The organism is Rheinheimera texasensis (genome assembly GCF_964031785.1).
Taxonomy (GTDB): Bacteria; Pseudomonadota; Gammaproteobacteria; order Enterobacterales; family Alteromonadaceae; genus Pararheinheimera; species Pararheinheimera texasensis_A.
In genome coordinates, this window is record NZ_CAXIRE010000019.1 from 150,346 (window position 1) to 165,683 (window position 15,338).

Below are 15,338 nucleotides of genomic sequence, written 5' to 3' on the forward strand. Positions count from 1 at the left end.
TATCAAGCCTTTTTTACAGCAGCTCCCCTTATGCTGCTACGCCGGAAAATACCCGGATATTATTTGGTAAAACAAAGACTTCCTGACTATTCTCCAACAAGAGCACCTGAACCACATCCAGAGTTCAAAACAGGGTCTGTGAAGCTGTCGGAACCCGGGGCCAAGCGCAGGACAAACCGACAGTGCATACCGAAAATCTGACGATCCTGTTTGTTGATATTGCCGGCTTTACCGCCACCACCAACCGCCAGTCGCGCCGGCAAAACGCCTCTTTGCTGCAAAATTTTGAAAGTCTGTTAAAACCACAAATTAAACGCTTTTCCGGCCAGTTGGTGAAATCGATTGGCGATGCCTTATTGCTGACCTTCCGCTCGCCAACTGACGCCATGTTATGCGCCTGTCGCATGCAGGACCGGCTGGCACTGCACCACCAGCAACATCCGGACGAACAGCCGATTGTGATCCGCATCGCCGCGCATTTGGGGGAAGTCCGCACCGCCCGCCATGACATCTTTGGCGAAGCCGTCAATCTGGCGTCCCGCATCGAAGCCGTGACGCCGCCAGGTGAAATTTACCTGTCGGAAGCGGTGTTTCTGGCGATGAATAAAACCGAAGTGCAGGTCACTGAGGTTGGTTTGTTTCAGCTTGAAGGCTTCAGCCACGCCTTACATTTGTATCAGGTCTGCCATTGTGCGCCGCCGGCGCTGCCCTTTGGCAGCCACAGCGCGGATTTGTTGCCGGTAAACCAGCCGGCGCTGCAACATGGCGCATTCGTGGCGACGGCAATGCTGCTGTGTGGTGGACTCAGCTGGTGGTTTTGGCCGCAGCAAGAATTCCAGCCCAATCTGCCCGCGCAGTTAGCCCCAGCCAAGGCGGCGCGTTATGTTGCTGTTGACGCGCCAGCGCTGGACGAAGTGGCGTTTAGCGCGGAGCAGCAATTTGGCCTGGTCAATGCCGTGTATCAGGCGATTGAACAGGTGCCCGGTTATTATCCGGCCGATCAACAGACAGCGCCGCAGGCTGCTGAACGGATCCGGCTTCAGGTCAGCACTGCGGTTTATCCGCGGCCCAATACTGTCACTGTGCATTTTCAAAAAGCCGGCGTCGCGGGGTTGACGCTGGAATGGCAGGCCGACCAGACCGAAGCGCTGCTGCAAAAAGTCAGTCAAAGTGTGGTGCGTCAGCTCGGCGGTCAGCCGGATGCGGCAGAGCCGCAGAATCAGCTCGACCCGGCGGTTTTTCAGCTTTGGCTCAAAGCTGAATATCAATTATCCACAGCGCGGCAAAAAAACGAACTGGCGGCGGTGCAGGCCGTCCTGCAGTTGTTGGAACAAGGTGGCGTAGCATTACAACAATACCGGCCGGCCCAACGCAGCAAATGCAGCGCCGGCACGCTGCTCTACCAGCTCAGTCAGCAACCGGCGGTGCTGGAACAAATCCATGCTGCTTGCCAGACGCTGACAGGAGCAGCCGCGACCGCCGCCGACTGGCTGGTCTACGGGCAATATCAGAGTCTGCGCGGAGAATTTAACAGCGCCGAACAGGCTTTGCAGCAGGCCATTGCGCTGCGGCCCGGTTCCGCAGCCGCCTACACTGAACTGGCGCGCTTATACCAGGCCGCCAGTCTGCCGCTGGAAGCCGAGCGGGTCTATCAGCAGGCTGTACTGATGCAACCGGAACATTGGTACGCGCTACAGGCGCTGGCCGTATTTCAGCTGGAGCGCGGTTATCTCGACAGCGCCGTCGCCAATTTTAAAAAAGTGATTGCCCTGCTGCCGCAAAGTGCCAATGCGCTGACCAATCTGGGCTCCGCCTATTTACTGCAGGGCCAAATCCAGGCGGCAGCCGACACTTATCAGGCCGCGCTGGAACTCAGCGCCGAAGCGTCTACCCAGGCCAATCTGGCGACCATTTATTATTATCTCGGCCGGATGCCGGATGCGATCCGGCTGTATCAGCAGGCGCTGCTGCAACTGCCGGACAAATTTGAGCTGCACGGCAATATCGCCGATGCCTATCGCCAGAGCGGCGCCAATGCCGATGCCAGCCGTCATTATGCGCAGGCGCTGCAACTGCTCAGCCGGCAACATCGGCTGGACCCACGTGAACTGGCGTTGCAGGCGCATTACCTCAGTCACACCGATCTGCAACAGGCCAGCAGCCTGATGGCGAGCGCTTTAACGCAGGACAACAAAAACGCTGAGATTTGGTTGCTCGACGCCATGCTACAAGTCCGGCTGGGCCAGCCGGCGGCGGGCATGGCGTCGGTGCGTCAGGCGCTGCAGTACGGTTTTCCGGCCAAACTGCTGGCAGTCGAGCCGGATCTGACCACGCTCAGCAATAAAACCGAATTTCAGAAACTGATCCACCCAACCACAGGACGCTGATTATGCACAAACCTCTGTATTTGCTGATGTTCCTCTTTGGCTTTGCGTTTAGCGCAAGCGCCGCCTGTCCAAATCAAAGTACTGATGCCAGCATCCTGCTGCAAAAAGCCGCCGGTGTGGTCAGCTTCGCCGACGAGGCCGATAAAAACTGCCCGGTGCTGAATGATTCGCCGCAGCGCGCCGTGATTTGGCTGTTTCAGGATATGCGACAGGATTGCATGCCGGCCGGCTCCGGCAAGTGCCGTATTGAGTTACAGCAGGTCGACAGTGCCAGCCGGGGCAAGGTCAATTGTCACCCGGATGGCAATGATTTTGTCTGCATGCTGAATGTGCACCGGCTAAAAAGCGGCTGCGACAGGGCTGATCCCGGGTCGGCCAGCTGTGCACTCACTTATCTGGTGTTTTATCAGGACCAGCAAGTCGACCCGACCATCATTATTAATCCGCGGCCAAGTGTGGACTAAGCACCACGGCTGGCGCTGCAGCCGTGGTAATGAAGTTCAGAGGCCGCCAGTGATCGGCTGACGGATACTGACATCCCGCAGTTGCTGTTCCTGACGCGGGTCGCGGATGGATAAGCCGCTGGCATCGACCGGCGCAGCCGCCGGTGTGTCGGCCTGCTGCGATACAGCAACTACAGGACAGCTGTTATTACCGGCATAAAACAAAGCTGTTCTTAACATACCTTCCTGCGCATCGCCCAGTGGCTTGGTTAAATCGTCAATCGCCGCACAGCCTTTGATATCAGCAGCAAACTGCGGGGCCGGTTTGGGTGTAAAACCAGCGGCATAGTCGCCAAAGCCTTTGGCATTCACGCCGCTGAACTGAATGGTGAAATAAGTGGTGCCGCAGTTGTCGGTCGGATAAAAACCATAAGGTTTGCCACAGGTTTTGCCGCCGATCTGGATCACTTCTACATCAATACCACGCAAAGCATTAATAAAGGCTTCGCTGGCCGAGCAGGTGTTGTCGGTGGTCAGCACAAAAATCCGGTTCAGACTCAGGTTAGGCAAAGTCTGACTGGTCAGGCGCCCGGCGTTATAGTCGATCCCACGGCTATAAAACGGTGTGGGTTCCAGCGCTTCGCCGGTCACAGGATCGGTGTTCGGGTATTTATCATTAAACTGCAGCTTGTCGAAATAACGCGACTGGATCTGGTTCGGGCCGCTGACCATATAACCAAACTGTGATGCCAGCGCCAGCAAACCACCGCCGTTGTAACGCAGGTCGACCACCAGCTCGTTCACTGCTTCGTTACGGAATTGCTCGACCGCACTAATCAGCTGCGGCTGTGCAGCAGCGATGTGGGTATTAAACTGCAGATAACCGACTTTTTTACTGCCACTTTGCAACACTTTGACGTTATGCACCGGCACCGTCGACACATCGGCCGACTGCAGAGTGAAGGATTTGCGGCTGCCGTCGGCTTGTTGCACCGTGAACAGATGGCTTTCACCGGCTTTGGCCGGGAATAACGCAGCGTTGATGGTATTCACGCCAGCCTGGGTATTGTCGTTGACGAAATCGATACCATCGACTTCCAGCAGCTTCGAGCCACGGCTCAGCAAAGCGGATGCTGCCGGACTGCCGGGTTCGGTATACGCCACGGTCAGCTGCCGGGGGGGCCGGGTCGCGGTGAAAATCCACTCAATACCATAACCGCTGGTGACCGCAGATTGGGTCTGCTTTTTGTACTCCGCAGTATCCTGATAAAAATGGAAATTGTCTTTGGCGGCGCCGGAATCGGTTTTGTTGCTGGTTTTCAGCAGGTCAAAATAAGCCAAAGTGCTGTATGCGGCCGGGTCCAGATCGGGCAGTTCCTTGTACCACAGGTAAGTTCTGTTGCTCCAGGAGCGCAGCCAGAGCTTTTCATGCATGGAGGTACCGGCTTTGTCCGGATAAGCGCTGTTACTGAAGGGGTCTGTACCACTGCGTGGTGTGGCGCAGAAGTTCTGCAGCGTCGACTCTGCGGCGTATTGGCCGGCCACCCAGCTTGGTGCCGTTGGTGTCGTCGGCGTTGTGGTGCCAGTACCGGGTGTGGTGCCGCTGTTGCTGTCGCCGCCACCAATGGTCCCACCGCCGCCACAAGCACTGAGCAGTGCCAGAGAGAGCAGCGCCATGCTGCCCGAAATCCATCCGTTCATTACAACCTCCTGATGTTGTTGCTACCAGCTCACTTTGCCTGATGATAACAAAAAGTTATGCAAATGCAGCACGTTTTGTCGCAACCGGCAGTCGCAGCCCCGCACACAATCAGCGGTCAGATTCCTGCAGCTGACGCCAGGGTTGGGTACTCTGCCAGTGCCGGATCCAGTCCGCAACATCTGCAGCCGGCATGGGCCGGGCTATACCGAATCCCTGGGCCAGCTCACAGCCGATACTTAACAAAGCCTTGGCGTGCGCCATGGTTTCCACGCCTTCGGCGATCACACTGCGATCAAATACCTGCGCCAGCTGGACCACACCGGCGACAATATTGTGGTCGTCCGGATCTTCCAGCATATCGCGGACAAAACTCTGGTCGATTTTCAGGCTATGCACCGGTAGCTGGCGCAGATAGGTCAAAGACGAATAACCGGTGCCAAAATCATCCAGCGCAAAACGCACACCAAAACCCTGACAGCGCACCAAAGCTTCACGCGCGGCGGCCAAATCACGGATGGCAGTGCTTTCCAGAATTTCCAGTTCAATCTGTCCCGGGCTCAGCTGCGGATAATGCTGCAATAAACCGGACAGCTGTGTGGCAAAGTCGGCATTCAGCAAATGGCTGGCACTGATATTAATACCCACTTCCAGATGAATGCCTTCCGCCAGCCAGCTGGCGGCCTGCATAATACCGGCATGTAATACAAACTGACCAAACTGGCTTTCCAGTTCGCTGCCTTCAATAAACGGCAAAAATGCCGCCGGCGACAATAAACCGCGCTGCGGGTGCTGCCAGCGGATCAACGCTTCGACCCCCACTACAGCACCGCTGCGTAAATTCACTTTCGGCTGGTAAAACAACACAAACTGATGTTGCTGCAACGCTTCCTGCAATTGTTCCAGCATCATCCGGTGTTCCTGCGCTTCGCGCTCGTGCTCAGGGTCAAACCACTGGATGCGGTTGCGGCCGGCTTCTTTGGCCTGATACATCGCTTTGTCGGCATGGCGCAGCAGCGTATCCGGGTCGGCGTTGTCATCCGGATATAAGCTGACACCAATACTGCTGGTCAGCACAATTTCGATACTGTCGAGCTGTAAAGGCCGGTTCACTGCCTGCAGCAGTCGTTTGACGATATGATTGCCCTCCGGCAGCGCCGGCATATCCGACAATAACACGACAAATTCATCACCGCCCAGCCGCGCCAGCGTGTCATCATGGCGCAGCACAGTCTGCAGCTGATGGCTCAGCGTCAATAACACCCGGTCGCCAAAAGCACTGCCATGTTCTTCGTTAATCTGCTTAAAACCGTCGATATCAATCAGACAAACCGCACAACGTTGTCCGGTTTGCAAAGCCCGGATCAAGGTCTGATTAAAGCGCGACAATAACAACCGCCGGTTTGGCAGGCCGGTTAAGGCGTCAAAATTCGCCACTTTGTCCAGTTCCGCCGCATGAGCTTTAAGCTGGCTGATATCAGCGAAAATACCGATGTACTGGCGGATAATGCCGTCCGCATCACGCACCACCGAAATCGACAGCATTTCGGTATATACAGTGCCGTCTTTGCGTTTATTGATGATTTCGCCGCGCCAGAAACCATGTTGCTGCAGCTGATGCCACATCTGCTGATAAAAACCTTTTTCATGCAGACCGGACGATAAAATGCGCGGCGATTTGCCTTCAACCTCAGCGGCGCTGTAACCGGTAATGCGGCAAAATGCCGGATTGACCCGGATGATGCGGTTCTGGGCATCAACCAGCATCATGCCGTCATAACTGCCGGCAAACATCAGTTCTGCCAGCCGCAGAGTTTCTTCATTGTGCCGGCGCTGCTGAATATCGGTATGGGTGCCGGCCAGCTGCAACGGTGCGCCATCCGCCGTGCGCGTCACCACTTTGCCGCGGGTCAGTACCCAGCGCCAGCTGCCGTCTTTACAACGTGCACGGAACTCCACTTCATGCAGCGGCGCCAGGCCTTGCAGATGTTGTTCAATTGACTGATGTACTGCGGCAAAATCCGCCGGATGCACCATCTGCGGCCAATTATCCGGCCGCACATCCATTTCACCGGGCTGATAGCCCAGCATAGTTTCAAACCTTTCACTGACCTGCATCCGTTGCTGCTGCAAATCCCATTCCCAGAAACCCTGTTCTGCACCTTCCAGCACACGCTGCAACAGACGTTTTTGCCCAACCATCGCGGTAATATCACGGGCGATACCAAAAGTGCCGCTGAGTTGCTGGCGATGGTCGAACAGTGGACCTTTACTGACTGAATACAACAGCGTGCGGCCATCAGCTGCCTGCATTTGTTCCTGAAAATGCAGCACTTGTTGCTGTTGCCGCACTTTGGCATCATTTTGCTGCCAGACCACAGCCTGCGCCGGGTCCAGTAACTCAATATCAGCGCGGCCAAGGATCTGACTGGCCTCCCGGCCAAAAGCACGGCAGGCCGCCTGATTGACCAGCTGGTAGCGCCCGGCATTGTCTTTGGTAAACACAATGTCGTCAGTGCCTTCAATGACCGCATCTAACAAGCGCTGCTGCAGACCCACGTGATAAGTTTTATTACGCAGTTGCTGACATAACCAGCTGACTGTCACGCCGTTAATGATCAAAAACAGCCATTGCAGCTGCATATACAGGCTTTGCTCCGGGCCACTCAGCGTGTGCCGGACAATCCAGCCAACCGCCAGGGTTGAGAATAGGGTGGCAAAAATACCAGGGCCAAAACCGCCGAAGACGGCCGCCAGAATGACCGGAAATAACTGCAGGATCATCATTGGCTTGGTGGCTATATCCACCGGCAAAAGCAGACGGAACCACAGCATCATCCCCACCAGCAACGTCGCCAGCAGATAATCCCGCACCTGACTTTGCCGGTGATTGAGCGGCAGCACACTGAGTTCTGAGCCTACCGGCAAGGGCACATTTTTCAGCGCCAGCGACAAACCTACCGCGCTGACCAGCACAAATAACATGCCTTTGAGCATCGAAACTTTCAGCAGCTGCTCCGGGCTTATCAGCAACAGCAGTAGCTGATCAGACAGAAAAATCCAGCTGAGCGCCAACAGCAGATAAGCCAGCACCACAATGAAGATATATCTTTGGCGAAGTGACAACAGGGCAAACCCGAAAACGCGGACAATGCCAGCAAGGATAATAGAGACCCGATGCCGCAGCAAGTTTCAAAATAGGCAACAACGCTGCTCAGACCATTGATAAATGTGACCTTTGCTTACAAAAGCAGATGGTTTTTTCTGTCGCCAGCGCCCAAGTTCTGCATTAGCATCAGGTTATCGCAGCCTAGGGCGTGTTGATTTTTGGTGGTTAGGTTTTGTTCGACTTGGTGGCGTTTTGGGTGCGAAACGAGGCGCGTAGCATAGTGATTCTATGTGAGCAACGAGTGACAAAGCCCAAAGCGCCACCAAACGAACCCGAAGGGCAGCGTTTGGCGGCTCTTTCTGCGGCGTTAATGCTCGTTTGTGTAGAATAACTACACGGCTCTCGCATTGCCTTGCATAAAAAGCCGCCAAGATGCTGCAAAAACAAACACCAAACATCAACACGCCCTAATAAACGGAGATATTCAGATGCAGCGCCTGCACCAACTGATCCACGAATTCAGCCGTACCGATCAGGTCGACCCCAGCCAGCAACTGTTGGCCAAACACCAGAAAATGGCGTTAAACCCGTTTCGGTTTTTACGCGGCAGTTCCGGTTTGTTTTATGCCGATATTCAGTCGGGTTTGCTGCAATTGCCGCCTGCGCTTAATACACAAGTGCCGCTCACCACAGTGATGGGCGATTGCCACATCTCCAATTTCGGTTTTTTCACCGAAGATGGCAGTTATGGCGCACGGGTGATTTTTGCCCCCAATGATTTCGACGATGCCTGTATTGGCCCGGCGGTGTGGGATTTAAGCCGCTTTATCGTCAGTCTGCTGCTGGCGGCGGACTATTGCCGAGGCCTGACCAGCAGGCAATATCACAGCGAAGATGCGCCGGATCTGACCGGTTTAACCGCAGCCAGCGCCGCCGATGCCGACGCCGCCGCCCGCCGTTTTCTGCAAAGTTATGTCGATTGCTGTGCTGCAGTGGCGAAAGACCCGGAATTCCGTTTCACCACTCAGGATGATTTCCCGAAACAACATGTGCTGAAACCCTTTTTGAAAAAAGCCATTAAACGTTCAGCAGCAGGAGCGGACTTTCTCAGTAAAAGTACGCTGGCCAAATCTGTGGATTTAAGCGCCCGACCGCTGCAGTTTAAGGCCGACAGCGGCAAATTCAGCCGGATTGAAGCCAACCGTTACGCCGAGCTGGCACAGGCTTTTGCACCTTATGTACACGACCGCATTCTTGATATCGTCACCCGGCATGGCGCCGGCACCGGTTCGCTGAATATGCAGCGCTATTATTTACTGGTTGGCCCGGCAGAGTTGGCGTCCGATGCCGATTTGGCTTTGTGTCAGGTGGTTGAAGTGAAACAACAACGCCGCTCAGCGCCGTTATTTTTCTTCCCGGATTTACACCCGGTCAACCGGCTCAATGATGCGCACCTGACGGTGGATTGCCAGCGTCTGATGCAGCGCCGGCCCGATTCAGTGCTCGATGAAGTGCAGTTTGAGGGCGCACATTATCTGGTGCGTTCGCTGCACCATGCCAATGTGGATGTCGATCCGGAAGATATCTGTCTGCAAATGCAGGACCCGGCGAAATCATTGCGCCAATATGCCGAAGCCTGTGGTCACGCCCTGGCGCTGGCGCATAACAGAGCAGATCGGCGCTCCGCGCGTTTCGCCGTGCAGATGCAACAGGCGCTGGCTGTTGAAGCTGAAGCATTACTGCAAGCCTGCCAGCAATACGCGACGCAGCAACAACAGGATTGTCAGCTACTGGCGACTTTATTGGTTCAGACGGCCGCAAAACAAGGCTGATAAAAAGCCAGTTGCAAGTTGCAACTGGCTTCATTCAACACTGTTAATTTAACGCAAGACGGGTCAGCGCTTATTGATAGGACCAGTTCTGCGTCACGCCGCTGAAGCTGCTGTACGCGCGTACACCGACATGCCAGACGCCGGCTTGTGGATTGCTAATCACGCAGCTTTCAGCATTACCGTTTTTATAAGGCCGGCACTGGTAGCTGGTGGTGGTCGGCTGACTGCCAAAACGCACATAAAGGTCCGCATCACCGGTGCCACCGCTGATAGTCACCGTCAGCGTGGTTTTGCCGGCAGGCACCGTAATGGTATTCCGTGTCCAGTTACCAGTGGTGGCAGCCAAATTGGTTAAAGTGCCGGAATCGCCGCCCGGTGGGGTCACAGTACCACAATCAGCTGTTGTCACGCCGACCACAGAGAAGGCAGCCGCCACATCGGCGGTGTTATAGCCTTTATCTTTGGTCGCTTTACAGACGCCGTTGGCAGCCGACACAAAAGTCGCATTCGAAGTCCAGTACACCTGGTTGGCGACAGTGAACACTTCAAAGGCTTTGCGGGTATTCCAGCCGGCTTTGTTGGCTAACAGGTAAAACGCTTTGTTAAACACGCCTGAGCTGTGGTGCACGTCCATGCTGCTGGTGTAGTTGCTGGCATGGCCAATAGAGCGGCCATCTTTGGTCGGGTCGTCCATATACCGCAGCGCGCCTGTGCTTTTGAAAATATCGGCACCGACTAACCAGTCGTTGCTGCCTTTCATAAAGTATTCAGCGGCTTCACCGGCCATGTCAGAGAACGCCTCGTTAATACCACCAGATTGCGCGCTGTAAACCAGGCCTGAGTTAAATTCAGTAAAACCATGGCTGACTTCGTGCGCCGACACATCCAGGCTCACCAGCGGATAAAAGCGGCTGGCGCCGTCACCGAAGGTCATTTGCGTGCCATCCCAGAAGGCATTTTCATAGCTGCTGCCATAATGCACACGCATTTTCAGTTTGGTATTCAGTGGATTTACACTGAACCAGCTCTGGTACATGTTAAACACCACACCACCAAAATAATGCGCGTCATTCAGTGGTGAATAAGCACCGTTAATGGCTTTAAAAGTGTTATTCGGGCAAGTGAACTGGTGAATGCTGCCACCTGAAGTCGCGCCATTGAGGTTAATGGTATCAACATTGGCGTTGGTCATCCGGCAATTGGCATCGACATTCAGATAGCCATAAGTAGTACCGTACTGATACTGACCGGTTTTGGTATTGCCGCCAGGCCCTGTGGCATTGGCGTGCGCAATGCCGTCCCAACTTTGCAGCACTTTGCCGTTGTTGGCGTCGATAATGCTGTAAGGCCGGCTCGGATGCTGACCTTTTTGCGTCAGATAATGGGTGATATACACCAGCCGGGCCGTGTCGTTCTGATCCAGATAGACCCAGAGTTTGGCATTAGCACTTTGTGCGCTCAGCTCGGCCTGTAATGTAGTTTGCTCATCAGCCGACAATGCCTGCAGGCTTTCGCCGCCGCGACTGGCCAGAATGGCTTGCTCTGGCGCCAGCGCTGGTCGTGCATCCGGCAAATCGTCTTCGATACCGGTCACCACAGTGCCACTGATATCGCTGTATTGACCATTGGCGTTGATGGCTGCAACGTTATGACCCCATACCGGGATGCCACGGAATTGCTGCTGGTAACGGCTTTTCAGTTTGCCGTCGAAGCGTTTGATTTGTTGCAGGGCTTTAAAGCTCATCGGCTCAGCACTACGATCGTCCAGCGTACCATCCAGACTGCTCAGGGTCTGACCATTCAGCAGGTTGGCGGCCGGGACTACCTGTGCTGCTTGTAATGGCGCGCAGAACGCCACGGTTACAGCGATGGCCAATGGGCTCAGATGTGGTAATTTCATGAGGTTTCCTCTTAGATTTTTTTATCAATAATGTTCCTGAATACCGCGCTGATACAGTGCGGCTCAGCTAACATAGACAAGAAAAATCGTTTGAAATTAACATCATATTAATATCAGTAATTTATTAACTCCTTATCAACCCCGTCGCGCCATGCTGTCATCAAGCTGGTTTTCGTCAATGTCGGCAAACTGCGATAAGATGACTTTTTTTCAGTTGGGATCTGCGGATGGAACAGCTTTTTCACTGGTTTGATTTAATGGGCATCGGCGTTTTTGCCGTCGCCGGCACGCTGGCTGCCTGGCGCAAACAAATGGATGGCTTTGGCGTCATCGTGCTCGCCACTGTCACGGCGATTGGCGGTGGCACTATTCGCGATCTGATTTTGGACGTGCCGGTGATTTGGCTCAGCGACAACAGTTACTTTTATGCCATTTTTGGCGCGACCGCGCTGACGATTTTGTTTGTACGCAAACGCCTGACCATTCCGAATAATGCACTGCAAATCGCCGACGCTATTGGGCTGGCTTTTTTTGTCGTAATGGGCGCGCAGAAAGCACTGGCGTATGGCACGTCAGATTTTGTCGCCATCATGATGGGCACTATGAGTGGGGTCTGCGGCGGCATGATCCGCGACGTGTTATGTCGGGAGATCCCGCTGGTGTTTCGTGGTGAGCTCTACGCCGTCACCTGTATTTTTGGCGGCCTGGTTTATACCCAGTCGCTGGCCCTGCAGGTCGCGCCGCTGCCCGCGATGCTGGCCGGCATGCTGGCCTGTCTGTTGCTGCGACTTGCTGCAATCCGCTGGCATCTGACCATTCCGGTGTTTGGCCGTAGTGGCCAGATAGGCAAATAATCTGGCCTTTTGGCAGCAAAAAGCCCGCAGTGCGGGCTTTTTATTTTACAGAAGCAGAGGATGCCTTGTTATGGCAAATCTTTGTGTAGCTGTACCGGGTTCGACTTCTTGCGCAGGCGGATATTAATCATCTCAACACAGCACGAGAACGCCATCGCGAAGTAGATGTAACCTTTTGGTACATGTACATCAAAGCCTTCAATCATCAATGTGACGCCGACTAAAATCAGGAACGACAGTGCCAGAATTTTAATAGTTGGATGCGCGTCAACAAAATCACCGATTGGCTTAGCGGCAAACATCATCACGCCTACTGCAGCAACAATCGCAATCGCCATAATTTCGATGTTATTCACCAGGCCAACCGCGGTGATCACTGAGTCTAAAGAGAATACGATGTCGAGGATCATAATCTGGATCAACACCATCATCAGGCTGTTGGCCACTACTTTTGGTGCACCTGGCTCTTCGTTGGCGCCTTCGAGGCTATGGTGAATTTCCTGTGTCGATTTCGCCAGCAGGAACAGACCACCGCCAATCAGAATGACGTCACGACCGGAGATATCATTGCCGAGCACCGTGAACCAGGTTTCGGTCAGCCCCATCACCCAAGAGATCGAGAACAACAGCGCCAGTCGGGCAAACATCGCCAGGCCCAAACCCAGACGACGGGCAAAGGCACGTTGTTTTTCCGGTAACCGGCCAACCAAGATTGATAAAAAGATAATATTATCAATACCTAATACGATCTCTAACGCCGCCAGGGTCCCAAGCGCTATCCAGGCTTCCGGACTTGCAATCCACTCAAACATATCGATCTCACAAGTTAAGCTAAAAACTGCCGGCTAGTTTACTTGCGAAGCTCTGCCCTGCCAATGAAAACGTGGCTTTGCCGCCAATTCCCCCAACTGCGGTGAATATCAGCACTGAAGCGCTGAACAACGCGACGAATCTCCAACCGCTCTGTTATGCTGAATTTTCCAACAATTCCGGGAACAACCTGATGCGTGCTTTTTCTCTCACTTTGCTTAGTACCGCGTTATATGCTGTATCCGCTCAGGCCGCCGTTGATGCGAAGACCGCATTGCCGCAATCAGTGGCCAGCGATTATCAACAACATCTGGGCGCCTTATTTACCCACTTTCACCAGAACCCTGAACTGTCGCATATGGAGGTCAACACAGCTGCCCGGCTGGCGAAGGAACTCAAAGCGGCCGGTTTTGAGGTGCATACCGGCATCGGCAAAACCGGTGTGGTTGCCATCCTGAAAAATGGCCCTGGGCCATTGGTGATGATGCGGGCCGATATGGATGGCCTGCCGGTTGAAGAAAAATCCGGTTTGCCTTATGCCTCCAAAGTGAAAACCAAAGATTGGGACGGCCATGAAGTGTCGGTGATGCATGCTTGTGGTCATGATGTGCATATCACCAGTCTGGTCGGCACAGCCCGGCAGATGGCGGCACGGAAAAAAGACTGGTCCGGTACGCTGATGTTAATCGGGCAGCCGGCCGAAGAGCGCAGTGGCGGTGCTTTAGGCATGATGCAGGACGGCTTGTATCAGAAATTCGGCAAACCGGATTATGCGCTGGCATTCCATGTGTCGAGCGAAATTGAAGCCGGTAAACTGGTCGCCGTGGAAGGCTCGCCTTATTCCGGCGTCGATAGCGTGGATATCATTATTCATGGTGTCGGTGCGCACGGCGCCAGCCCGCATCGCGGTAAAGACCCGATAGTGCTGGGTGCGCAGATTGTGTTGGCGCTGCAAACCATCATCAGCCGCGAATTACCGCCGAAAGAGCCTGGTGTCATCACAGTCGGTTCCTTTCAGTCTGGCACTAAACACAACATTATCTCAGACCAGGCCGTGCTGCAGCTGACGGTTCGTAACGACAATATGGACACCCGTAATCAGCTGATTGAGGCGATTAAACGCGTCGCGGTCAATATGGGCCGGGTCGCAGGCTTGCCGGAAGATAAACTGCCGGAAGTGATAGTGCGCGATGGCACCACACCGCCGACCGTCAATGACATCCCGCTGACGCAACGCCTCAAAGCCACCTGGACCAAGCAAATGGGTGCCGATATTTTTGATCAGAATTACAAACGGCTTGGCATGGGCGCAGAAGACTTTCCGTTTCTGACCACAGACCCATACATCCCCAGCGTATACTTTGCTGTCGGTGGCACGCCGGCAGCGGCTTTTGCCGCCGAGAAAAACGGTGGGCCTGCGGTGCCGAGCCATCACAGCCCGTTATTTAAGATTGAACCTGAACCGGCAGTTCGCACTGGCGTGGAAGCCACAGTGCGGGCACTGACTGACTTACTGCAGGCGCCGCGCTAATCAGCTGGCTGGTTTGAGCTGTTCCTTGTGTTCCAGCAGCTGATATTTGTCTTTCAGCTGCTGGATAGCGCGCTGCTGCTGGCGCAAAAAACGGTTAAATTCAATGATAAGTGCTGGCTGATTCACGCTGGATAATAAAAACGGCAACTCAGAGAAGGGCAAAGTATCAGCCGCCACCAGCGCACCGGGCTGGCCAATCCGGCGCAGATATTCATTGGCGACATTCAGTTCAATCGACGCACCATGCACCCGCCCTCTGAGCACTAATCCTAATGCAGACGCACTATCCGCCACATCGACCATGCGGAATTTGTAGCGGTTTTGCAGCTCCAGCCAACGATGCGGTGCAAAACCATGGATCACCGCCAGGGAGCGAAATTGTTCCAGTGACATCTGTTGGTTTTTTGGCAGCACCATAGTACTGCCCAAGGTATAAATCACCGGGTCACTGAAGGTTTTTGGATATTCCGCCACCAGATATTGTTGCCAGGCCGGATTGTCCGGATAGACCAAATCAATCCCGCTGTTGGCTTCCTGATACAGGCGTTTGACCGGTAAAGCTGAGAAGCGAATTTGATAACCGGCGGTTTTGCCAAACAGCTGCATCAAGTCATAGAAAAAACCGCGTTGCTGGCCGCTACTAAAATCGTAATGCGGGTAATAATCGATTTGTTCAATTCCAACCACAATGTGCCGGGGTTCAGCTTTGACGAGCGCAGACCAACACAACAACACTGCCGCCGCCCAAAGTCTCATACTACATACCCCGGAAT

At 54.2% G+C, this 15,338-nt stretch carries 10 protein-coding genes; 5 read left to right on the plus strand and 5 right to left on the minus strand.

Annotated features, from left to right (window positions below; genetic code table 11):
• The first annotated feature begins 182 nt into the window (after positions 1 to 182).
• Both ABNT34_RS09195 and ABNT34_RS09200 read left to right on the plus strand, forming a co-directional pair.
• Positions 183 to 2,387: an adenylate/guanylate cyclase domain-containing protein gene (locus ABNT34_RS09195; protein ID WP_348730875.1), complete on the plus strand. Its 2,205-nt coding sequence runs from the start codon at positions 183 to 185 to the stop codon at positions 2,385 to 2,387.
• Between the two features lie 2 nt (positions 2,388 to 2,389).
• Positions 2,390 to 2,851, plus strand: a complete 462-nt coding sequence (locus ABNT34_RS09200) for a hypothetical protein (protein WP_348730877.1) — start codon at positions 2,390 to 2,392, stop codon at positions 2,849 to 2,851.
• 36 nt (positions 2,852 to 2,887) lie between these two features.
• Here the strand turns inward: ABNT34_RS09200 and ABNT34_RS09205 are convergent, their stop codons facing one another.
• Together ABNT34_RS09205 and ABNT34_RS09210 are read right to left on the minus strand one after the other, a co-directional pair.
• Positions 2,888 to 4,531: a S41 family peptidase gene (locus ABNT34_RS09205; RefSeq protein WP_348730879.1), complete on the minus strand. Its 1,644-nt coding sequence runs from the start codon at positions 4,529 to 4,531 to the stop codon at positions 2,888 to 2,890.
• A 109-nt stretch (positions 4,532 to 4,640) separates the two neighbouring features.
• Complete coding sequence (locus ABNT34_RS09210) at positions 4,641 to 7,655, minus strand: EAL domain-containing protein (protein ID WP_348730881.1); 3,015 nt, start codon at positions 7,653 to 7,655, stop codon at positions 4,641 to 4,643.
• A gap of 471 nt (positions 7,656 to 8,126) precedes the next feature.
• Here ABNT34_RS09210 and ABNT34_RS09215 point away from each other — a divergent pair, with 471 nt between their 5' ends.
• Positions 8,127 to 9,470: a DUF2252 family protein gene (locus ABNT34_RS09215; RefSeq protein ID WP_348730883.1), complete on the plus strand. Its 1,344-nt coding sequence runs from the start codon at positions 8,127 to 8,129 to the stop codon at positions 9,468 to 9,470.
• A gap of 70 nt (positions 9,471 to 9,540) precedes the next feature.
• Here ABNT34_RS09215 and ABNT34_RS09220 read toward each other — a convergent pair whose 3' ends face one another.
• Complete coding sequence (locus tag ABNT34_RS09220) at positions 9,541 to 11,370, minus strand: M4 family metallopeptidase (protein WP_348730885.1); 1,830 nt, start codon at positions 11,368 to 11,370, stop codon at positions 9,541 to 9,543.
• A gap of 227 nt (positions 11,371 to 11,597) precedes the next feature.
• Here ABNT34_RS09220 and ABNT34_RS09225 point away from each other — a divergent pair, with 227 nt between their 5' ends.
• Complete coding sequence (locus tag ABNT34_RS09225) at positions 11,598 to 12,224, plus strand: trimeric intracellular cation channel family protein (RefSeq protein WP_348730887.1); 627 nt, start codon at positions 11,598 to 11,600, stop codon at positions 12,222 to 12,224.
• A gap of 68 nt (positions 12,225 to 12,292) precedes the next feature.
• Here the strand turns inward: ABNT34_RS09225 and ABNT34_RS09230 are convergent, their stop codons facing one another.
• On the minus strand, positions 12,293 to 13,036 hold the full coding sequence (locus ABNT34_RS09230) for a TerC family protein (RefSeq protein ID WP_348730889.1): 744 nt from the start codon (positions 13,034 to 13,036) through the stop codon (positions 12,293 to 12,295).
• A gap of 191 nt (positions 13,037 to 13,227) precedes the next feature.
• Here ABNT34_RS09230 and ABNT34_RS09235 point away from each other — a divergent pair, with 191 nt between their 5' ends.
• The gene (locus ABNT34_RS09235; protein WP_348730891.1) at positions 13,228 to 14,565 is read left to right on the plus strand and encodes an amidohydrolase; all 1,338 of its coding nucleotides are present in this window, start codon (positions 13,228 to 13,230) and stop codon (positions 14,563 to 14,565) included.
• On the opposite strand, the gene ABNT34_RS09240 is transcribed toward ABNT34_RS09235, so the two are convergent.
• The gene (locus ABNT34_RS09240; protein WP_348730893.1) at positions 14,566 to 15,321 is read right to left on the minus strand and encodes a transporter substrate-binding domain-containing protein; all 756 of its coding nucleotides are present in this window, start codon (positions 15,319 to 15,321) and stop codon (positions 14,566 to 14,568) included. It abuts the gene before it with no gap.
• Positions 15,322 to 15,338 lie beyond the last annotated feature (17 nt).